Raw genomic sequence first — 19,926 nt, 5'->3', positions numbered from 1 at the left:
CCAGCCTACTTGCCCTGTTCGTCGCTCTCACCGAGGAAGAAATACCAGAGTGGAATCGACAACAGCCCGGTAAAGACCGTGGAGTAGAGCAGGATCATCATCGCCTGGGTGATATACATGGTCAGCGACCAGTGACTGAAGGGGATCTGATACTGATCAATCACTCCGCCAATCATCGCATTCGCCATCACCGTAATGACAATCAGCGCCAGCACCGTCACGCTGCGCAGAAAATAGCGCATCTCTTTGCGCTTCCCGGCAAAACGCGACTGGACGATGGCCAGCGGCGACTGTTTGTCCGGAGCGACATCCACGCGGACGACCGCGGCGCGCTGTGCGCTGCGCCAGCGCTGAATATCCAGCAGCACCAGCACCAGCAGGCTGATACCCATAACGGGCAGGGCATATCCCAGCGCCAGCATCACTATCAGGCTGGTGCCCTGCGCATAGCGCGGCAGCGCCAGCCAGGCGGATAACAGCGTCTGCGAGGGGTTGAGCTGCGGAACAGCCGGGCGACGAATCCACCACATGCGGTAGCCCAGCACAATCATTGTGCAGAGTCCAAAGCCAGACAGCGCCAGAATCAGCTGATTAGGCAGGCCAAACAGCACGCCCATATGCGCATCCACGCCCCAGCGGGTCAGTTTCGCCACCAGCGGGAAGCTGGCAAACTCAACGCGGTCGACCACGCTAAAATCAGTCGGATTAATTGAAACCGCATCGACCTGGCTTGGCCAGCTGCGGTCAATCTCCGAAACCGTCCACGCCTGTTCAGCGTTCTTAGGCTGACGTAGTTCCAGTTTCGCTGAGTGCAGTCCGGCCTGACGCGCCGCTGCCAGCGCCTGATCCCAGCTGGCATCCGGCTGATTGAGAATCACCGGCGCAGCGGTTTTCGCTGGCATGGTCATTCCGGACATCGTCATCCCTTCCATCGCACCGCGATGGTCAGCATGGGGATCGGCGGCTTCAGCGGGCGCGTTACCGTTTAGCGCGGTATTAACCTGCGGCGTTTTCCAGCCAAAGTCGCTGCGCATCTTTTCAATATTATTGCCCGCCCACTGTGACCAGGTCAGTCCGGTTACTGAAAAGAACACCAGTCCGATTGCCAGCAGCAGCCCCAGCGTGACATGCCAGTGACGGGTTGCCGCGAAGCCGCTCCGTGCTTTACTGCGGGTGCGCGGCGGCCGGGTGCCGGACCATAAGACAATCCCACCCAGCGCAGCGACCCACAGCCAGGAGGCTGCCAGTTCACTGTAGTTTCGGCCAAAATCACCCAGCAACAGGCCGCGATGCAGCTGATCCAGCCACATGCGCAGCGGCAGCACACCGCTGGTGCCATACACCGTCATATCGCCTTTCACCTGCAGGGTGTAGGGGTCAATAAACAGCGATCGTGATTCCGATGGGCCAAGCTGTGGCTCGGCAAACTGCACGCGGGTTGTATCCTGCGGGCCGGGTGCCGGACGCACAGCGTAAATGCGAGCTGATTCACCGGCACGGGCTCGCGCAGCGGCAATCTGGGCGGACAGCGGTTGTGCCACACCCTGCGCATCGGTGGTCAGGGCATCATGGTAGATAGCCTGTTCCAGTTGCGGCGTCAGAACGTAGAGCGTGCCGGTGAGTGCCGCGACAAAAATAAACGGCGCAATAAACAGGCCGATATAAAAATGCAGGCGGCGAAAGAGATTAAACACCGTGCCGCGCGGTGCAGGGGACATTTCCTGAGAAGAGGACATAGCATTCCACACTTTTCAAAAGACAAAGACGATCAGGTGACGTTGTCACGCAATCGGATTAGTAAGCAGTGAGTGTGACGCGATAAAGGGTGGCGCGCGCGGTCGATGAAGACGCAACAGCCGTCGCCATTGGGGTGGATTGATAGCCGCTGGCGGCGGGGCGCGGCTGATCAGGCACATCCACCAGATAAACGGGATAAAAACCCAGAGCATCAGCGGAACATGCACCAGCAGATCGCAGTAGCCACAGGCAAAGCCCGGGCCCATCATCATCCCGTGGTCCGCCATCGACATCTCGCTATGATGATCCATCATCGGCATCTCTGCGCTCATGATCGAAGCGCCTTGCATCGTGGCATGATGCTCAGCGAGATTCTTTGAGATCATCGGTGCGACAAACAACAGCAGCACGGCCAGTATCGCAATACCGGCGGTGAGTCGTTGTCTGAGTGAAGATCCCGGCATGATTTAAACGGTCGTATGAGGTCTGAATTCAGGGCGGCAGTGTAACGCGAAGGGAATAAAAGGGTTAAATAAAGTGGCATCTGTTCCGAAAAAATTCGCACTCTTTGAACATTTTCACTTTAATTTCAGCATCATTTAACTTAGTTGTTACTCTCGGTGCACATACAAATAACATTAATCATTCGCCTGCGGTTTAACCATACCCAATGAAGGAATAAAAAATGAAAATTGTAATGCTGGATGGTGACACGCTGCCGGTACCCCTGCCGACCGGTCAACAGCAGGCTGACTGGGAGATGCGCGCGCAGACTCCGGCTGATGACATTGTATCTTCTCTGGCGGGCGCAACGGTCGCTATCACCAATAAAGTGCCGTTGCGGGCTGACACACTGCAACAACTGCCTGAACTGCGTTTTATCTGTGTCGCAGCGACGGGCTATGACTGTATCGATCTTGATGCCTGCCGCGCACGCGGCATCGTGGTCAGTAATGTTCCAGGCTATTCAACTCAGAGCGTTTCAGAGGCGGTGATAGCCGCGATTTTTGCCCTGCGCCGTCAGCTGATGGCTTATGCCAGCAATACCCGCATCGACTGGCCCCAGGCTAAGCACTTCTGTGTGCATCATCAGCCGATAGGGGATATTGGCGGTGCCACGCTGGGCATCGCGGGCAAAGGCGACATCGGCCAGGCGGTCGGCAGGCTGGCCCAGGCGCTGGGAATGCAGGTGCAGTACGCCGAGCGCAAAGGCAGTGAAAGGGTGCGTGACGGTTATATCAGCTTTGAGCAGATGCTGGCGACCAGCGACATCATTTCGCTGCACTGCCCGCTGAGTGACAGCACCCGCCAGATGATTGATCGCGAGGCGCTGGATAAAATGAAGCCACAGGCGCTGCTGATAAACACGGCTCGTGGCGGACTGATTAACGAAGCCGATCTTGCTGCCGCGTTAAAGCAGGGGCTGATTGGTGGTGCGGCGCTGGATGTGCTGAGCAGCGAGCCGCCCGCTCCGGATAATCCGCTGCTGGCGGATCTGCCAACGCTGCTGCTGACACCGCACATCGCCTGGGCAAGTCGCAGCGGCGTGGAGAATCTGGTGGCTGGCGTGATGGCCAATATCGCGGCCTTTATTCAGGGCGAGCCAATTAATGTGGTGAGCTGAGTCAGATGGAATAGTTTTTAATGCCCGACAGGGGTTGATATTCAGAGCAACCTCGTAGATTTCAGGAAAAGCCTTTTACGCGGTTTAGTCATCAGGGTATTAATTTCGTTATTTCCATCAGAACTTTAAACGTTCGTGCGCTACAGGAATTAGCGCCTTTTACTGGCTGAATCAGCCGATGTAAGCGCTTCAGGAACAGAAAGGATTCTGGCCAGTGAAAAAGAAGAACAGCACGCCTGTGCCTCATGATGCCACATTCCGGCTATTTCTGACTCAGCCGGATATTGCCCGGGATTTCATGGAGCTGCATTTGCCGCCAGAGCTGCGCATATGCTGTGATCTCAGCACGCTGAAACTGGAGTCGGGGTCGTTTGTCGAGGATGACCTCCGGCAGTACTTCAGCGACGTGCTTTACAGTCTTAAAACAACCGCTGGCGATGGATATATCCATGTACTCATTGAGCATCAGTCTGTGCCAGACAAACATATGGCATTTCGGCTGATGCGTTATGCAGTGGCTGCCATGCAACGCCATCTTGAAGCAGGGCATAAGCGGTTGCCGCTGGTGATTCCCGTCCTGTTTTACACTGGCAGACGCACTCCCTATCCCTATTCGACCCGGTGGCTGGATGAGTTCGACGACCCGGCGCTGGCAGACAGGCTTTACAGCCGCAGTTTTCCGCTGGTCGATGTCACGGTGATTCCTGACGATGAGATCATGCAACATCGCAGCATGGCAGCTCTGACCCTGTTGCAGAAGCATATCCGGCAGCGTGATCTGGCAGAAATGATGGACAGGCTGGTAATCATTTTGCAGGCTGGCTATCACTCTTCATCACAGGTGATAACGCTGGTACACTACATTGTACAGGCGGGTGAAACATCGGACGCCAAAGCCTTTGTACGGGAACTGGCACAGCGTGTGCCCCAACACGAGAACGCACTTATGACTATCGCACAACAGCTTGAGCAGATAGGGCTTGAAAAAGGTATTGAACAGGGACGGACAGAGGGTAGTCGTGGAGCAAGCCTCAGAATTGCCCGAACCATGCTAGAGAGTGGCATGGATCGCAATACCGTTATGCAGATGACTGGTCTGAATGAAGACGATCTGGCGCAGATTTCGCACTAATTAGTTTTTTGAGTTCTGATTATCGCTGACGACTCAAATCGCCAGCGGACTACACGGAAAATGCAAAATCAGCTTCCCGAAATCATGGAAATCCCGCCGCATTTCAGCACAGCGAGCCTGTGACTTGCGCGCTCAGACTCAGAAAATCGATCGCCCCAGCTTCTCGGTCAGCAATTCCAGCACTGCGGTACCAGCCAGAGAATTGCCCGCGCTATCCAGCCCAGGCGACCAGACGGCAATACTCATCTCACCTGGGATGATGGCAATAATCCCGCCACCCACGCCCGATTTTGCGGGCATCCCGACCCGCCACGCGAATTCGCCTGCGCCGTCATACATCCCGCTGGTGATCATCAGTGCGTTAATCTGCCGCGCCTGACGTGGAGTAATCATCTGGCTGCCATCCAGCGTTTTGCCCTGATTCGCCAGATAGATAAACGTGCGGGCCAGCTCAACGCAGTTCATCGACAGCGAACAGTAGTGGAAATAGGTCTGCATCACGCTGGTGACATCGTTATCGAAATTTCCAAACGACTTCATCAGCCAGGCGATCGCTGCATTGCGGGCCGAATGTTCGAACTCAGAGCGGGCAACGTGGCGATCATAATTGATATCGGACTGCTGACTCAGCTGGCGCACAATTTCCAGCATTCGCTGACGCGGGGCGGTCAGTCGGGTTTCCAGCAGATCGCAAATCACCAGCGCACCGGCATTAATAAACGGATTACGCGGCTTGCCCTGTTCCAGCTCCAGCTGAACCAATGAATTAAATGGCTGGCCAGAAGGCTCTTTGCCGACCCGCTGCCATATTTCGCTGTCCTCATAGCGTGTCAGTGCTACGGTCAGAGAAAGCGCCTTGGAGATCGACTGAATCGAAAAGCGCGTCTCAGCATCGCCCGCCTGAAAGAGGGTGCCATCACGCAGGCAAACCGCTATTGCCAGATGATCGGCAGCCACATCCGCCAGCGCAGGGATATAGTCAGCCACCTTTCCCTGATGGATCAGCGGACGCACCTGATCCAGGATCTCCTGCAGCAGAGCATTATTCAGTTCAGACACGCACATTCTCCCGTCGATTCCCGCCGACCGGTGATGCCAGGCATCCGCGATCCGCGAGTCATTTATTGTTAACGGCTCCGCCGCATTTTCAGCTAATGGGTTTTGACTGCGCTGCCAGCGGAGCCAGCAGCATCTGTAACAGGCTCAGCATTGCCAGCACGCTGAAGGGCAGCGTCCAGTTACCGCTCTGCTCATGGAGCACGCCAAAGAACAAAGGGCCGAGTGCCGCCAGCGCATATCCGACACACTGTGCCATGCCCGACAGCTGTGAAGCCTGACGGTGATGAGTGGCTCGCAGATTAAACAGTGAGAGGCAGAGCACCAGTGATGCGCCTGCGCCCAGTCCGGCCAGTGTCAGCCAGATGACGGCCCACTGCGGATTGAGCAATAGGCCCAGCATGCCGAGGAAAATGCCTGATGAAGCAATAAACGCGGTAAGCCGGGCATCTTTTACCCGCTTCAGCGCCACCATGCAGCCCAGGTTAGCGACGATCGCAATTGCCTGATACCAGAACAGCAGCCAGCCTGCGTGGGCCTGACTGAAGCCGTTATCCTGGGCAAACAGCGTAAACCAGTCAATCAGGGTATAAAACGCCAGCGATTGCAGCGCCATAAACAGTGCAATTTGCCAGCCGCCTGCCGTTCGCCACGGATGGCGATATGCAACGGGCGCATCTGCGGGCGCTACGGTTGAACGCCGTTGACGTAACAGCGGCAGCCAGACGAGTAGCGCAATCAGTCCCGGTAGCGCCCAGACAACCAGCGAGAGTCGCCAGCCTGCCGCTGAAAGCTGGCTCAGCGGAACGGCAATGCCAGATGCCAGGCTGGCAGTAATCGACATGGTGGCGGCATAAAGGCCAATATATTTAGCGGTGTGGGCGGTGAAATCGCGTTTAATCAGTGGCGGCAGCAGCACGTTGGCGGCGGCAATGCCTGCGCTGAGTAACAGCGTTCCGCTCCACAACGCCGCTTCAGCAGGCAGCCAGCGCAACAGCGAACCGGCAGTGATCAGGCATAGCGCGCCCCATAAACTGCGCTCAAGCCCGACGCGATTTCCCAGCCAGGCGGCCAGTGGGGCGAGCAGGGCAAACAGCATCAGTGGAATAAAGTTAAACAGACCTGCTTCACCGACACTCAGGCCAAAGGTCTGGCGGATATCCTGTAGTACCGGGCCGATGACAGTAATGGGCGCACGAAGATTAGCCGCGGTCAGCAGCAGGACGAACAAAAAAAATGTGGCGCTGGAATACGCAGCGAGAGGTTTAGCTGGGTGTTGTACAGGCATCATGGCAGGGATCATCACATGCAGCAGTGCTGCGGGGGCGTTGGTTGACGTTAACGCTTACGCATCAGAATTGATGTCTGGGCGCTACTTTACTGACCGGTTAGCAGCGTGTAAAGCCTTGTTATGCGATGAAATAGCGTAATTGAGATCTCACAGCAGCGATCGCCTTGTGACAGGATCAATGGAATTCAGGTTCAGGGAAATGACCGCAGTCGTTCTGGCTGGGATTGGAGCCTGGCTGGCAGGTCTGCTGGCGGGTTTCGGCCGCCGGAACCGGTTTTTCAGCATGCCATGGGGCACTACAGGCACTGAGAAGAGAAACCAGAATCATCACACTGATAACGCGCATATCCGCTCCTTATTAACCGTCATGAACAAGGCCACGTCGGTGATCGGCGGTTTGCAGGTCAGGGACGTCTTACCTGAGTGTGGTATCTAAGGGGATAATGTCAATTAAAACAGAGCAAACATCAGCGCGACAGGAAAACTCATCGGCCAGGTGGCCCCCACCAGAAAGGCGCTCAGCAGTTTGATGCTCAGCTTATCTTTGGCGATGAAGAACGTGATCAGCGTAGCGATCAATGCAACAACGGCATAGAAAATTAGCATACCCTGGTACAGTGTCATTGATATCTCCGCAGCGTCATTAAGGTTTTCGCTGCGCATGATGCGGATTTTTGTGATCCAGATCAAGTGAATCAGGGTTTAGCATCTAAAGAAATCATGGGTAAGGGCAGTTGGTTCGCTCGCTGAACTTCATCGTAACAGCGGGCGATTTCAGGCTGAAACCAGGCAGGATAAACGCGGCTAAAACCTTGGCTGATGCCGTAAGTCAGACTGAACAACCTCTGGCGAAGGCTCCCGGATTAAGCGTTGCCATGACGTAAAAAAAGCCCGCCAGCGAGGACGGGCCTGTTATCGGCAGTGCATCACTACAGGATAGGCGCTTTAACTCTGGCGGTATAACGCCATCACGTCCTCCAGGTCCGGCGTACGTGGGTTGCCGCCGGTGCAGACATCATCCAGCGCGGCCTGTGCCAGTGCAGGGATATCCGCCTCTTTTAAACCCACTTCACGCAGCGAGCGGGGAATACCCACATCGCGACAGAGCTGACGCACCGCGGCGACCGCCGCTTCCCGCGCCTGATCAAGCGACAATGACTCAACCTGTTTCACACCCATTGCACGGGCAATGTCGCGATATTTTTCGCCAGTGCCTGAGGCATTCCACGCCATCACCTGCGGCAGCAAAATGGCATTGGCTACGCCGTGCGGGACATTGTAAAAGGCGCCCAGCGGGTGTGCCATGCCATGCACCAGACCAAGGCCGACATTAGAGAAACCCATACCGGCCACATATTGTCCCAGCGCCATCTGCTCAACCGCCTCAATATTTCCTGCCACCGATTCGCGCAGTGACTGGCTGATAATCTCAATGGCTTTGAGGTGCAGCATATCGGTCAGGGTCCAGGCACCGTGTGTGATGTAGCCTTCAATGGCATGGGTTAGGGCATCAATACCGGTCGCAGCCTTCAGCGACGCGGGCATGCTCGCCATCATCTCCGCATCAATGATCGCCACTTTCGGAATGTCATGGGGATCGACACAGACAAACTTACGGCGATTCTCTTCATCGGTAATGACGTAATTAATCGTCACTTCTGCGGCGGTGCCTGCCGTGGTCGGGATAGCGATGATCGGCACGCATGGATGACGGGTGGGGCTGACGCCTTCCAGGCTGCGGACATCTTCAAACTCAGGGTTATTAATAATAATGCCGATCGCCTTGCTGGTATCCTGTGGTGAGCCGCCGCCAATGGCGATCAGGTAGTCGGCACCTGACTCTCTGAACACCGCAACACCCTGCTGCACAACCCGAATGGTAGGATTCGGCACCACCTCATCATACACCGCCCAGTCAAGCTGATGTTGCGCCAGCAGATCGGTCACCCGCTTCAGCGCACCCGCCGCGACCAGCGCTTTGTCAGTGACGATCAATGCTTTTCGCATCCCGCGACGTTGTACCTCTTCCGGCAAATGGCGCAATGCACCAGCACCAAACCAGGCGGTTTCATTGAGAATCATACGTTGGGTCATTAAAACATCCTCTGTTAACAAATGAATTTTTACCATCCGTGATCCCCGGTTCATGTTCTGCGCAGAACCTCTCACTTTCAGGTAAAGATATTTGATAAAAATCAATCAATTAGTAAAAATCACTGCGCCTGTGCCCGCTGGTTTTCGTGCGGTATGTCTGAAATCAGACTACAGACCTGTTGATGGATTTCTCACTGTCGTCAGTGGTATGTAACACTGGGTCATCAGCAAACCCGCATGCCTATGAGGAAAGAAGACATGACCCGATTCGTAATGAATAAAAAGGATGATCTCGTCGACAGCGCGTTAGATGGCATGATTTACGCCAGCCCGTGGCGCAATCTGGTCCGGTTGCAGGTCGATCCGCGCATTCGCATCGTGATGCGTAATGACTGGCAAAAACAGCAGGTCGCGCTGATTTCCGGTGGTGGTTCAGGCCATGAACCGGCCCATGTCGGCTTTATCGGCAAAGGGATGCTGACGGCTGCCGTCTGTGGCGATGTTTTTGCTTCCCCCAGCGTTGACGCGGTTTACAACGCCATCATCAATATTACCGGTGAGGCGGGATGTCTGCTGATTGTGAAAAACTACACCGGAGATCGCCTCAACTTCGGTCTGGCGGCAGAAAAAGCGCGCAAAGCGGGATTCGGCGTCAATATGGTGATTGTCGGTGATGATGTTGCGTTGCCCGATAACCCTCAGCCACGCGGCGTCGCGGGCACGTTGCTGGTGCATAAAGTGGCGGGCTTCGTCGCAGAGCGGGGTGATGACCTGACGGCGGTGACCGAGGCAGCAGAGGCAGCCAGTCGTGCTATCGCCACCATGGGCGTTGCGCTCTCAAGCTGCCATCTGCCGGATGAACAGACCGGCCAGCGGGTGCCAGACGGCAGCGTTGAAATGGGGCTGGGGATTCACGGCGAACCGGGTGTTGACGTCATGCAGACGCAAAACAGTCAGCAGATTGTGCAGCATCTGCTGGAGAAAGTGATGCCGGACAACGATCAGCCACGCGCGCTGTTAATCAATAATCTTGGCGGCATGTCCGCGCTGGAGATGAGTCTGGTTACGCGGGATTTGATTGAGTCGCCGCTAAGCCTGGGCAGTGATTATCTGATTGGCCCGGCTCCGTTGATGACCGCGCTGGACATGAAGGGCTTTTCCGTCACCTCCATGACGCTGACGCCGTTGTTCGAAGAGGCGATCTGCGCGCCGGTTGAGGTCACCGGCTGGGTTCAGGCGGTTAAAGTCGCACCGCTGCAGCCGGTAAACGCGACAAAAGAGGCAACAGCGCATCCGGCGCAACCCTCAGATAACCCGACCGTCGCTGCGTTTGTTAACAGCATCTGTGAAACCCTGATCGCCAGCGAAAGCGAGCTGAACAAACTGGATGCGCAGGTCGGTGATGGCGATACCGGTTCGACCTTTGCTGCTGGCGCACGCCAGATCCAGCGCGAATGTGCAGATAATCAGCTGCCGTTAAATGCCTTGCCCGATCTGCTCGCGGTGACGGGTGAGCGACTGGCGACCGTGATGGGCGGCTCCAGCGGCGTACTGATGGCGATCTTTTTCACCGCTGCTGCGCAGCAGCTGGCCAAAGGGGATGCGCTGCCCGCGGCCCTGCAACAGGGTCTGGAGAAGATGAAGCAGTATGGCGGGGCACAACCAGGAGATCGCACGCTGATTGATGCGCTGCAACCGGCAATCGAGGCGTTGGTGGCGGGTAAATCGCTGGCAGAGGCGGCTGATGCGGCACAGCAGGGCAGTGATGCAACCGCCAGCATGGGGAAAGCAAAAGCGGGCCGATCATCTTATCTCAACAGTGCTAACCTCAACGGCGTGTCTGATCCGGGTGCCGTTGCTGTCGCCAGGGTCTTTGCGGCATTAAAAAAACTTTAATCCTGTCACGACGCTAAACGCGCCTGGAGAAAGGCCAGTAACTGGCGGTTTACTTCGCTGCGCTGACGGTGCTGCGGGTAAACCGCATTCAGAGAGAGTGCGGGCGGCAGATAGTCGTCCAGCACGGTCACCAGCTCACCGCGTTGCAGGGCTGTCTCAACGATAAAGGCGGGTAACAATACCAGTCCTAAGCCTGCCAGTGCGGCATCACGCAGGACCTCGCCATTGTTACTCACCATCGGTCCCTGAACCGCCAGCCACTTGGGTTTACCATTGACCTGAAGTTCCCAGCCATTCTGACCTTCACGTCCGTAGCGCAGACAGGCATGTTGCAGCAAGGCTTCTGGCTGCTGAGGCACGCCTGCCCGTTCCAGATAGCGGGGGCTGCAGCAGATAACCCGCTTCAGCTCGCCGAGCGGACGGGCAATCAGTGTGGAATCAGCCAGCGTACCGATGCGAATCGCCATATCAACGCCTTCGCCAATCACATCGGCATAGCGGTCAGCCAGCTCAATATGAAACTGCAATGACGGATGGTGGCTCAGAAATTCGGCAATCAGGGGGGAGAGGTGGCTCATGCCAAAGGACATCGGCAGATTGATTCGGAAGGTGCCGCGCAGCGCCTGCTGCTGCTCTGACACTGCCAGTTGCGCTTCCTGAATCTCATCCAGAATGCGCTGAGCATGTTGCGCGAACAGTAAACCTGCATCCGTTACAGACAGCTTACGGGTGTTACGGATCAACAGTCGTACCCCTAATGATGCCTCCAGCGCAGCCATACGGCGGCTGACATACTGTTTCGATAGCATCAGATGCTCAGCTGCTGCAGTAAAGTTGCCAGCATGCATTACGGCAACGTAAATCCGGAGATCTTCAATCTGCATAGTGTCCACTTATCGATGACAGTGACGATGATTCAGGCGTAACTTCAGCCAGACGCGTTAACTTATATCGGGTAATGCGTCACAGGGCAATGCGTCAGCTCTCTCAGCCAGCGCGACGGAGATCATAGATTTGCCGTTTCCTTACCCCTGAACAGGCGGTCAGTCGGGTCAATCGCGTTAAAGCCGTTATAGTAATCAGGCAGTGACGCAATCCATACGGAATATAATCTCTTGAGTAATCTGATAAGGAGTGGCTGGTGAAAAAATTACTCTGCGCGACGGTGCTGGCCGTTTTGCCAATGACCACGCTGGCGGCGTCGGTATTTACGCTGCAATCACAAGACTTCAGCGATAATGCGCTACTGGATAAAAAGTTTGCCGGTGCCAATAAAAGTAATCCTTCCTGTACCGGTGAGAATATCTCTCCCGAATTGAACTGGTCTGCGATTCCGGCGGGCACCCGCAGTCTGGCTCTTCTGATGACCGATCCGGTCGGGGCCAAAGGGCTCGGCGTTACCCACATGGTGGCCTATAACATTCCCGCCAGCCGCTCGTCATTTGCGCAGGGTGCTCTGACAAAGGGCAAGGACTACACCGGCGGAAAAAATACCCCAGGGACGCTGCACTATTATGGCCCTTGCCCGCCTGCAGGCAGTGGGCTGCATCACTATAACTTTGTGCTGATCGCCACCGATTTGCCGGTGGGTCAGTTGAAAGCGGGGTTAACCCAGGCAGAGCTGGTGGCACAGCTAAAAGGCCATGCGCTGGGCGCGGCCAGCACCGTTGGCCGCTTTAGCAATGAATGACCTGCACGTTTGCAGAGGCAGCGCTGAATAGCCTGCCTCTGCGCGCAGCGGATCAGTCGCCACTGAACATCTCGCGGATGCGCGACGCAATGTGATGGGTGTGCGTCTCCAGCGCGAAGTGGCCGCTATCCAGCATCTCGACCACCGCCTGCGGATTATCCCGCTGCCAGGCCACTGCGCCCGGTGGAATAAAGAACGGATCGTGCTTGCCCCAGATCACCAGCGTTGGCACCTGCTGCTGGCGAAAGAACGCCTGGAATTCCGGATAACGTTTCAGATTACTGGCGTAATTGAGAAACAGGGCCTGCTGAATATCTTTGTTACCGGGGCGCTCCATCAGCAGAGTATCCAGGGTATAGGTTTCCGGGGCGATCTGCTGCGGATCGCTCACGCCATGCAGATACTGCCACTTCACCCCTTCCAGCGTCAGGATGGCGTCACGGATCACCTGACCATTTGCTTCGCTGGGATCGTCCCAGTAGGCGCGGACCGGCGCCCAGGCCTCTCCTAATCCCTCCAGATAGGCGTTACCATTTTGTGATATCAGTCCGCTGACGCGATCGGGGTAAGCCAGCGCCAGTCGCAGACCGGCAGGTGCGCCATAGTCGAAAACATACATCGCATAACGTTCCAGCCCCAGTGCATCGACAAAGGCGGTCAGCGTCTGGCCAAGCGCGTCGAAGGTCCAGGAATAGTTGCGCTCAGCAGGCACTTCAGTGAAGCCAAAGCCTGGCATATCGGGTGCGATGAGATGAAATTTATCGGCCAGAAGCGGGATCAGATTGCGGAACTGATGTGAAGAGGTGGGAAAGCCATGCAACAGCAGCAGTACCGGCAGGGAAGGATCGCCTGCTTCGCGATAGAAAATATTGACGCCATCGGCCTGCTGGTAACGATACGAAATGGATTGATCACGCATGCTGAACTCCTGTAACTGGTTAAATGATGTTTATGGGGTTACTAAGAGTCATTATGCAGCCAGAATGTAACCTGTCAAATCAATTTATAATGGTTACAAAAGGTGCGGTGTAACTATTCAAATAGTACTTTGTCGGTTACAGTGGCATCAGCAGAGTTAACAAGGGAGGCAATATCATGGCGGAAACGCAATCACACACCGCCCAGGGACCGTGGTTTCTGGCCGATCATCCGGCGCTGGATTTCATCAATACCCTGGCCATCGTGGAAGGCCAGCCGCACGACTTCTGGCAAACCGATCAGGATGTTGAAGCCTGGCTACACCAGGCAGGACTGGCACCAGATGCCCCGGCTCCGCAGCATGAACCGGGTGCACTGTTGGAAGCAGCGCGTCACTTACGTCAGATCATTCGTGATAACGTGCAGCAGCACAAAGCGGGAGAGGGCGTTGATATTCAGGCGCTGAACGCCTGGCTGGGTGAAGCGACCAGCCATCTGCAAATGACCGGGGAGCCGGGTGCCTTAAAAATCAGGCGGGTCTATGCGGGCCAGAGTGTGATGCAGCGGCTGGGACAGGTTGCGGAACAGGCTGCGATGTTGCTGGCGCAGGAGGATTTCAGCAGAGTCCGTGGCTGTGAACATCCCGCCTGTACACTGTGGTTTTACGATCGCACCAAAGCGCATCGCCGCCGCTGGTGCAGCATGGCGCTGTGTGGCAATCGGGCGAAAGTGGCGCGTTTCAGGGCAGTTAAATCAGCTGGGTAAACAGATCGGATTGCAGATAAAAAAACACCCTGCAGAGCAGGGTGTCAGAACAGTTATTTCGCGGTGGTCGCTGATGGCTTGTGCCGCTTGCGCAGCTTGTCGATCAGGCGATGCGCTTCCGCTTTGGTCGCTACCGCAGGGGATGAACCGGTCAGCGGTTGACGGGCTGTTTCACGTACCGTCAGAATGGTGAGCAGGCCAATCACGCCCGCACCCATCATGTAGTAAGCTGGCATCATATTGTTTTTAGTGGTATCCACCAGCCACGCGGTAATCAGCGGTGTCGTACCCCCAAACAGCGATACCGACAGGTTGAAGCCGATGGCCAGCGCACTGTAACGGATATCGGTAGTAAACAGCGCAGGCAGCGTCGAAGGCATAGTGCCGCTGAAGCAGGTGTGCAGTACACCCAGAATCATCAGGCCGCCAAATACCGCCCACATATTACCGGACCCGATCAGCATAAAGCTCGGGATGGCGAGCAGGATCAGACCCACCGCACCAAAGGCAATCACCGGACGACGACCAATGCGGTCGGTCCAGCGACCCCACAGCAGCGTCAGCGGCATCATCACGAACATCGCCACCATCACCAGCAGCAGGCCACTTAACTCTGGCAGACCCAGCACGCCGGTCAGATAGCTCGGCATGTACGAGGTCAGCATGTAGTTAGAGACGTTAAACAGCAGCACCAGACCGATACATTTCATCATCGGTGCGCGGTATTTGCTCAGCATCTGCATCAGCGTCAGACGCGGCTTGCTTTGCTCCAGCGCTTCCTGTTTTTCCATGTGCTGCTGGAAGGCCGGAGTCTCTTCCAGCTTCAGTCGCACATAGAGACCAAACAGGCCCAGCGGTGCGGCGATAAAGAACGGCACGCGCCAGCCCCAGGACATCATCGCCTCATTCGACATCACGGTGGTCATCACCGTGACCAGGCTGGCACCCAGCAGGTAACCACCGATGGTGCCGAATTCCAGGAAGCTGCCCATAAAGCCCCGGCGTTTATCGGTAGAGTACTCCGCGATAAAGGTCGCTGCGCCACCATATTCACCACCGGTTGAGAAGCCCTGGATCAGACGTGCCACCAGCAGCAGAATCGGTGCCATGATGCCTATTGAAGAGTAAGCCGGGATCAGACCGATACAGAACGTACCAATCGACATCATGATCATCGTCATCGCCAGCACTTTCTGCCGTCCGATGCGGTCACCCAGCGGGCCAAATACCAGGCCGCCAATCGGACGTACCAGGAAGGCCGCGGCAAACGTACCAAAGGTGGCGATTAGCTGCACCGCGTTGTTGGCATCCGGGAAGAAGACTTTGCCGATGATCACGGCGAGATAGCTGTATACGCCAAAGTCGAACCATTCCATCGCATTACCTAACGCAGCTGCGCCAACTGCACGCTTCAGCATGTCGTTGTCGATGACGGTAATGTCGTCAACAGTCAGCTCTTTTGGCTTCCTGTTCCAGAAATGTTTCTTTGGGTGTTCAGACGATGAGTTTCTGGTGTCCATATTCTCCTCAGGTGCATCAATGAAGGAGTCTTATAGCTTTCGCAGCCGCAAACAATGTTCAGAAGAAACCGTGGAAATGAAAGCTATAAGAAGCCGAATAATTTTTAAGTGAAGCGGCAGAAACCGCAGCCGGTAAACTCTAGACTACGATTGTAAGTTTTTGCAAGTTTTCAGCCGAAATAACTGCATTTACTGACAAACCCAGCATAGTGAACTTATTCACGCCTGCTTACGGGTCTGAACATTTGGTAATAACTTGCGGCTGGTGCTCTGGTTATATCTGGAACTGGTTTTCCCGGTGCTGATGCGCTACTTAAACAGTTTCAGTTCGTCGATGCGATCCAGCGCCTGCAGTAATTGCTCCGTCCCGGTTGTCAGGCTGATGCGAATATAATCACGACCCGCTGCGCCAAACCCGTTACCCGGTGCCACCAGCAGATGACACCGGGCCAGTAGCAGGGCGGCGAATTGCTCCCCGGTGAAACCAGCTGGCGCTGCCAGCCAGAGGAAAAAGGTGCCCTGACGGGCGCGTACCGGCCAGTGCATTGCTGCCAGCCTGGCTAAAATCACTCTGCGGCGCTGATGGTAATGCTCTGCCAGCAAGCTGAGTTGTTCAGCGGGCAGCGACAACGCGGTGATGGCGGCATCCTGCACCGCGCCATACACCGTGCTGTAGCTATGATTATGAAGTTTTTTAAATGCTGCAATCATCGAGGCGTTTCCCACCGCAAATCCCACCCGCCAGCCTGCCATGAGTGCGCTTTTTGACAGCGTGTAGATTTCCACGCCCCAGGCTTTGCCATCGGGCTGTGCCAGCAGACTCAGCGGCTGTTCGCCCGACTCACTGCCCAGCGTGGCATAGGCGAAGTCATGAATCAGCGGAACATGATGCTGGCGGGCGAAGGCCAGCGCGTCGGCGAACAGCGCGGCTGTCGCCAGTGCGCCGGTGGGGTTATGGGGATAATTGAGCAGCAGCAGACCGGCACGCGCCGCGATCTTGTCTGGCACCTGGGTGAAATCGGGCAGGAAATCATTGCGCGCCTCCAGCGAAATGCCATAAAAATCGGCACCTGCCTGACGGGCCGCTGAGCGGTAGAGCGGATAGCAGGGATCGGTAGAGATCAACACCTGACCCGGATTAAGCAGGGCGCGGGGAAAACCATTGACGCCAATGTGCGCGCCCTGGAACAGCGCCACTTCAGTTTCAGGATCGAGCGTGACGCCGTAGTGACGCTGGTAAAAGGCTGCGATAGCACGAAGCAGCGCGGGTTTGCCCCAGAACGAGGGATACTCATGGTTCTCCGGTTTCGCTGCCGCAGCCTGTAATGAAGCGATTACCGCGGGCGGCGTCGGCTGACGCGGACTGCCGGAAGAGAGATCGATCAGCGGTAACAGCGCATCATCCAGTTGTGCTGCCTGCTTTTCCAGCATGCTGAAGAGGTTCTCTTCGAGCCCTGCGACCATCTCTGAAGCTGCAAACTCCGCCATATCTCTCCCGCAATAAACAGTGTTAAGCGGGGAAGGATGACACAGCTGACATTAAAATCTTTAGCAGAAATAACGCTGTTCTTTGCAAGGATTCGAATATCCAGCATGTGACTATCGTTAGCATAAATAAGCCAAAGTCGGGGCTGGGTTTTGCCTGTTCCTCTCCGCGATAGCTGTGATTAAATCGATCGCTCTCACAATAATGAATCAGGGCAAACAATGCAGATCACATCCCGGGGAATTATTCTGGCACTGACCACCGCCAGCCTTTTTATTTCTGCCGCTCAGGCAGCCGACCAGAAGAAAATACGGATTGGATTTAATCCAGGGCCTTATAAAGAGCAGTTTGAAAAAGGCGTTGCGCCCTTATTAATCAGGCAGGGGTATACCCTGGAATATAAAGATTTCAGTGATGGGATTCAGGTTAATGATGCCGTTCACCGCGGGACGATTGACGCCAATATCATGCAGCATCCCGTCTATCTTAAGTCGGTTAATGACCGGCTTGGCATTGATAACGTTGGGATTGTGCAGGTGCCGACCCCGCCAATGGGGCTCTACTCTGGGCGCGTGAAAACGCTGACTCAACCCGCGCCGGGCAGCACGGTCTCTGTGCCCAACCAGCCCTCAAATGAGTATCGGGCGGCGCTGTTACTCCAGAGCATCGGCTGGCTCAAAATCAGCCCCGATAGCGATGCTGCCACTTTTTCGCAGAAAAATATCATGGAAAACCCCTACAAAATCGTGCTCAAAGAGATGGATAACGCCCAGCAGGTGCGTGCACTTCCCGACGTTGACTATGGAGTCATTCAGGGCAACTTCGCGGTATCCAGTGGCATGAAACTCAATTCGGCACTGAAACTGGAAGCGGCAACCAGCCAGTTTATTAACGTGGTGACGGTAGCCGATAAAAATAAGCAGGCTCAGTTTGCCCGTGACATTATTGCCGGCTACCACTCAGCAGAATTTAAAAGCTATATCACCGGTAATGCGCAGTATGCGGGCTATCTGCTGCCAGATTATTTCAAATGAGTCAGGTAGCCATTGCGTTTCGCCATGTCAGCAAAACATTTGCGCGTAACGGTGCAGAAGTGCAGGCGCTGAAGGAGATTAATCTGCGCATCAACCAGGGTGACATCTTTGGCGTCATCGGCACCAGTGGAGCCGGAAAAAGTACGCTGCTGCGCCTGATTAATCACCTGGAGACCCCCACAACCGGCTCGGTTGAGGTGCAGGGTGAAGCGTTACAAGGGATCAGCAAAAAGCGCTTAATTCAGGTCAAAAAGCAGATTGGCATGATCTTCCAGCACTTCAATCTGCTCAATGCCCGAACGGTGTTTCACAACGTCGCCATCCCACTGATTTTACAGGGCCGGGATAAAGATTTTATCGCCACCCGCGTGGCGGAGCTGCTGGCGTTTGTTAACCTCAGCGACAAAGCCCACAGCTACCCGGATGAACTCTCCGGCGGACAAAAACAGCGCGTCGGAATTGCCCGCGCGCTGGCAACCAATCCCGCGATTCTGTTGTGTGATGAGGCGACCTCCGCGCTGGATCCCCAGACCACGGTACAGATTCTGCTGCTGTTACAGGAGATTAATCAGCGTTACGGCATCACCATTGTCCTGATCACCCATGAGATGTCGGTGGTCCAGAAGATCTGCAACCGGATGGCGGTGATGGAGCAGGGCCGTATCGTTGAACAGGGCGATGTCCTGTCGCTGTTTGCTGAACCGCAACAGTCGGTGAGCGCCAGCTTTGTGCAGTCCGTCATCCACGATCGTCTGCCACAGCAGACCCTTGCGCTGTTAAGCCAGCATCCGGCTGTCGACGTGTTGCGGCTGGAGTTTGTCGGCAGCACGGCACAACAGCCGATCATCAATCGCCTGATCCGTGAACATGAGGTTGAAGTGAATATCCTGTTCGCCAGCATGACGGAAGTACAACGTACCATTCTGGGTTTCATGATTGTGCAGATCAAAGGCGAGCCCGCAAGACGCGAGGCGGCCATCCAGTTTCTCATCGCGACCGGAGTGAAAATCAGTGATGTCAGAACTCTTTGAAACCGCCGTTACCGGCGATCAGTTCCTGACGGCGATGCAGGACACGCTGATTATGGTGGCGCTGTCGCTGGGCTTTGGTTCGCTGCTGGGCCTGCCGCTTGGCATTGTGCTGGTGATCTGTCGTCCGGGTGGGATACAGCCGAATCGACTGGTACATCAGTTGCTGAACCCGATCGTGAATATCATCCGTTCACTGCCGTTTATTATTCTGCTGATCACTATTCTGCCGCTGACGCGCCTGCTGGTGAACACCACCATCGGTACGGCGGGGGCCATTGTGCCACTGGTGATATTTATCGCGCCCTATATTTCACGGCTGGTGGAGAATGCCCTGCTGGAGGTGGATGAGGGCATTCTGGAGTCAGCCAATGCGATGGGTGCCACCACGCTGCAGACCATCTGGTATTTCATGATACCGGAAGCCGCCTCGTCGCTGGTGTTAGCCCTGACCACCGCCACTATCGGCCTGCTGGGTGCGACGGCGATGGCGGGCACGGTGGGCGGCGGCGGCATTGGCGACCTCGCCATCACTTACGGCTATCAGCGCTTTGATGCCTTTGCCACGATTTCGACTGCGCTGGTGCTGATTGTCATTGTCCAGCTACTGCAAACCCTGGGTACGCGTCTCTCGCGCCGTATCCGACGCGAGTGA

Annotated in this window: 19 protein-coding genes; 8 read left to right on the top strand and 11 right to left on the bottom strand. The window is 55.7% G+C overall.

Translation table 11 applies throughout. The features are described 5' to 3' along the window. Positions 1 to 5: 5 nt before the first annotated feature. Together ACX8ZY_RS21270 and ACX8ZY_RS21265 are read right to left on the bottom strand one after the other, a co-directional pair. Complete coding sequence (locus ACX8ZY_RS21270) at positions 6 to 1,736, bottom strand: DUF2534 family protein (protein ID WP_158132262.1); 1,731 nt, start codon at positions 1,734 to 1,736, stop codon at positions 6 to 8. Positions 1,737 to 1,781: 45 nt separating this feature from the next. Then, positions 1,782 to 2,201, bottom strand: a complete 420-nt coding sequence (locus tag ACX8ZY_RS21265) for a DUF2946 domain-containing protein (protein WP_022624714.1) — start codon at positions 2,199 to 2,201, stop codon at positions 1,782 to 1,784. Positions 2,202 to 2,422: 221 nt separating this feature from the next. Here ACX8ZY_RS21265 and ACX8ZY_RS21260 point away from each other — a divergent pair, with 221 nt between their 5' ends. Beyond that, positions 2,423 to 3,361 (top strand): D-2-hydroxyacid dehydrogenase, encoded by a 939-nt coding sequence (locus ACX8ZY_RS21260; protein ID WP_010670734.1) that lies wholly within the window; start codon positions 2,423 to 2,425, stop codon positions 3,359 to 3,361. 214 nt (positions 3,362 to 3,575) lie between these two features. Beyond that, complete coding sequence (locus tag ACX8ZY_RS21255; RefSeq protein ID WP_158132263.1) at positions 3,576 to 4,493, top strand: Rpn family recombination-promoting nuclease/putative transposase; 918 nt, start codon at positions 3,576 to 3,578, stop codon at positions 4,491 to 4,493. A 138-nt stretch (positions 4,494 to 4,631) separates the two neighbouring features. Here ACX8ZY_RS21255 and glsB read toward each other — a convergent pair whose 3' ends face one another. From glsB to fucO, 5 genes are all read right to left on the bottom strand, one after another. Continuing rightward, entirely contained in the window at positions 4,632 to 5,558 is a 927-nt protein-coding gene (gene glsB, locus ACX8ZY_RS21250; RefSeq protein WP_010247422.1) for a glutaminase B, read from the bottom strand. Between the two features lie 82 nt (positions 5,559 to 5,640). After that, positions 5,641 to 6,840, bottom strand: a complete 1,200-nt coding sequence (locus ACX8ZY_RS21245) for a CynX/NimT family MFS transporter (protein WP_050679466.1) — start codon at positions 6,838 to 6,840, stop codon at positions 5,641 to 5,643. A gap of 175 nt (positions 6,841 to 7,015) precedes the next feature. Next, positions 7,016 to 7,186 carry a YdgH/BhsA/McbA family protein gene (locus ACX8ZY_RS21240; RefSeq protein ID WP_010247418.1) on the bottom strand — a complete coding sequence of 57 codons (171 nt, stop codon included), beginning with the start codon at positions 7,184 to 7,186 and terminating at the stop codon, positions 7,016 to 7,018. A gap of 104 nt (positions 7,187 to 7,290) precedes the next feature. Beyond that, complete coding sequence (locus tag ACX8ZY_RS21235) at positions 7,291 to 7,464, bottom strand: GhoT/OrtT family toxin (protein ID WP_010247416.1); 174 nt, start codon at positions 7,462 to 7,464, stop codon at positions 7,291 to 7,293. A gap of 321 nt (positions 7,465 to 7,785) precedes the next feature. Then, positions 7,786 to 8,934, bottom strand: coding sequence for a lactaldehyde reductase (gene fucO, locus ACX8ZY_RS21230; protein WP_122459856.1), 1,149 nt, complete (start codon positions 8,932 to 8,934; stop codon positions 7,786 to 7,788). A 258-nt stretch (positions 8,935 to 9,192) separates the two neighbouring features. On the opposite strand from fucO, the gene ACX8ZY_RS21225 reads away from it, so the two are divergent. Next, positions 9,193 to 10,830 (top strand): dihydroxyacetone kinase subunit DhaK, encoded by a 1,638-nt coding sequence (locus ACX8ZY_RS21225; protein WP_158132264.1) that lies wholly within the window; start codon positions 9,193 to 9,195, stop codon positions 10,828 to 10,830. Between the two features lie 5 nt (positions 10,831 to 10,835). Here the strand turns inward: ACX8ZY_RS21225 and ACX8ZY_RS21220 are convergent, their stop codons facing one another. Beyond that, complete coding sequence (locus ACX8ZY_RS21220; RefSeq protein WP_033768559.1) at positions 10,836 to 11,714, bottom strand: LysR family transcriptional regulator; 879 nt, start codon at positions 11,712 to 11,714, stop codon at positions 10,836 to 10,838. A 257-nt stretch (positions 11,715 to 11,971) separates the two neighbouring features. On the opposite strand from ACX8ZY_RS21220, the gene ACX8ZY_RS21215 reads away from it, so the two are divergent. After that, on the top strand, positions 11,972 to 12,520 hold the full coding sequence (locus ACX8ZY_RS21215) for a YbhB/YbcL family Raf kinase inhibitor-like protein (RefSeq protein WP_010247409.1): 549 nt from the start codon (positions 11,972 to 11,974) through the stop codon (positions 12,518 to 12,520). A 52-nt stretch (positions 12,521 to 12,572) separates the two neighbouring features. Here the strand turns inward: ACX8ZY_RS21215 and ACX8ZY_RS21210 are convergent, their stop codons facing one another. After that, positions 12,573 to 13,439, bottom strand: a complete 867-nt coding sequence (locus ACX8ZY_RS21210; protein ID WP_010247407.1) for an alpha/beta fold hydrolase — start codon at positions 13,437 to 13,439, stop codon at positions 12,573 to 12,575. Positions 13,440 to 13,615: 176 nt separating this feature from the next. On the opposite strand from ACX8ZY_RS21210, the gene ACX8ZY_RS21205 reads away from it, so the two are divergent. Further along, entirely contained in the window at positions 13,616 to 14,203 is a 588-nt protein-coding gene (locus tag ACX8ZY_RS21205) for a CGNR zinc finger domain-containing protein (RefSeq protein WP_010247406.1), read from the top strand. A gap of 53 nt (positions 14,204 to 14,256) precedes the next feature. On the opposite strand, the gene proP is transcribed toward ACX8ZY_RS21205, so the two are convergent. After that, positions 14,257 to 15,723 carry a glycine betaine/L-proline transporter ProP gene (gene proP / locus ACX8ZY_RS21200; RefSeq protein ID WP_010670739.1) on the bottom strand — a complete coding sequence of 489 codons (1,467 nt, stop codon included), beginning with the start codon at positions 15,721 to 15,723 and terminating at the stop codon, positions 14,257 to 14,259. 309 nt (positions 15,724 to 16,032) lie between these two features. After that, on the bottom strand, positions 16,033 to 17,211 hold the full coding sequence (locus tag ACX8ZY_RS21195; RefSeq protein ID WP_158132265.1) for an aminotransferase class I/II-fold pyridoxal phosphate-dependent enzyme: 1,179 nt from the start codon (positions 17,209 to 17,211) through the stop codon (positions 16,033 to 16,035). A gap of 219 nt (positions 17,212 to 17,430) precedes the next feature. Between ACX8ZY_RS21195 and ACX8ZY_RS21190 the strand changes: the two genes are divergently transcribed. Genes ACX8ZY_RS21190 through ACX8ZY_RS21180 form a run of 3 tightly spaced genes read left to right on the top strand, consistent with a single transcriptional unit; the run spans position 17,431 to position 19,926 of the window. Continuing rightward, a complete protein-coding gene (locus ACX8ZY_RS21190) occupies positions 17,431 to 18,243 on the top strand; it encodes a MetQ/NlpA family ABC transporter substrate-binding protein (RefSeq protein ID WP_459261200.1) in 813 nt (270 codons plus the stop codon). Beyond that, positions 18,240 to 19,274, top strand: coding sequence for a methionine ABC transporter ATP-binding protein (locus ACX8ZY_RS21185; protein WP_010670742.1), 1,035 nt, complete (start codon positions 18,240 to 18,242; stop codon positions 19,272 to 19,274). The genes ACX8ZY_RS21190 and ACX8ZY_RS21185 overlap by 4 nt, the downstream gene beginning before the upstream one ends. After that, positions 19,258 to 19,926, top strand: coding sequence for a methionine ABC transporter permease (locus ACX8ZY_RS21180; protein ID WP_010670743.1), 669 nt, complete (start codon positions 19,258 to 19,260; stop codon positions 19,924 to 19,926). The genes ACX8ZY_RS21185 and ACX8ZY_RS21180 overlap by 17 nt, the downstream gene beginning before the upstream one ends.

The sequence above is a fragment of the Pantoea sp. XAF26B01_ASV70 genome (genome assembly GCF_054512635.1).
The sequence above is the reverse complement of the archived record's forward strand: the minus strand, read 5'-3'. Positions and strand labels throughout refer to the sequence as shown.

Coding starts and splice junctions, on each gene's coding strand:
- ACX8ZY_RS21270 (WP_158132262.1), bottom strand. CDS start 1,736: ATGTCCTCTTCTCAGGAAATGTCCCCTGCACCGCGCGGCACGGTGTTT.
- ACX8ZY_RS21265 (WP_022624714.1), bottom strand. CDS start 2,201: ATGCCGGGATCTTCACTCAGACAACGACTCACCGCCGGTATTGCGATA.
- ACX8ZY_RS21260 (WP_010670734.1), top strand. CDS start 2,423: ATGAAAATTGTAATGCTGGATGGTGACACGCTGCCGGTACCCCTGCCG.
- glsB (WP_010247422.1), bottom strand. CDS start 5,558: ATGTGCGTGTCTGAACTGAATAATGCTCTGCTGCAGGAGATCCTGGAT.
- ACX8ZY_RS21245 (WP_050679466.1), bottom strand. CDS start 6,840: ATGATGCCTGTACAACACCCAGCTAAACCTCTCGCTGCGTATTCCAGC.
- ACX8ZY_RS21240 (WP_010247418.1), bottom strand. CDS start 7,186: ATGCGCGTTATCAGTGTGATGATTCTGGTTTCTCTTCTCAGTGCCTGT.
- ACX8ZY_RS21235 (WP_010247416.1), bottom strand. CDS start 7,464: ATGACACTGTACCAGGGTATGCTAATTTTCTATGCCGTTGTTGCATTG.
- fucO (WP_122459856.1), bottom strand. CDS start 8,934: ATGACCCAACGTATGATTCTCAATGAAACCGCCTGGTTTGGTGCTGGT.
- ACX8ZY_RS21225 (WP_158132264.1), top strand. CDS start 9,193: ATGACCCGATTCGTAATGAATAAAAAGGATGATCTCGTCGACAGCGCG.
- ACX8ZY_RS21220 (WP_033768559.1), bottom strand. CDS start 11,714: ATGCAGATTGAAGATCTCCGGATTTACGTTGCCGTAATGCATGCTGGC.
- ACX8ZY_RS21210 (WP_010247407.1), bottom strand. CDS start 13,439: ATGCGTGATCAATCCATTTCGTATCGTTACCAGCAGGCCGATGGCGTC.
- ACX8ZY_RS21205 (WP_010247406.1), top strand. CDS start 13,616: ATGGCGGAAACGCAATCACACACCGCCCAGGGACCGTGGTTTCTGGCC.
- proP (WP_010670739.1), bottom strand. CDS start 15,723: ATGGACACCAGAAACTCATCGTCTGAACACCCAAAGAAACATTTCTGG.
- ACX8ZY_RS21195 (WP_158132265.1), bottom strand. CDS start 17,211: ATGGCGGAGTTTGCAGCTTCAGAGATGGTCGCAGGGCTCGAAGAGAAC.
- ACX8ZY_RS21190 (WP_459261200.1), top strand. CDS start 17,431: ATGCAGATCACATCCCGGGGAATTATTCTGGCACTGACCACCGCCAGC.
- ACX8ZY_RS21185 (WP_010670742.1), top strand. CDS start 18,240: ATGAGTCAGGTAGCCATTGCGTTTCGCCATGTCAGCAAAACATTTGCG.
- ACX8ZY_RS21180 (WP_010670743.1), top strand. CDS start 19,258: ATGTCAGAACTCTTTGAAACCGCCGTTACCGGCGATCAGTTCCTGACG.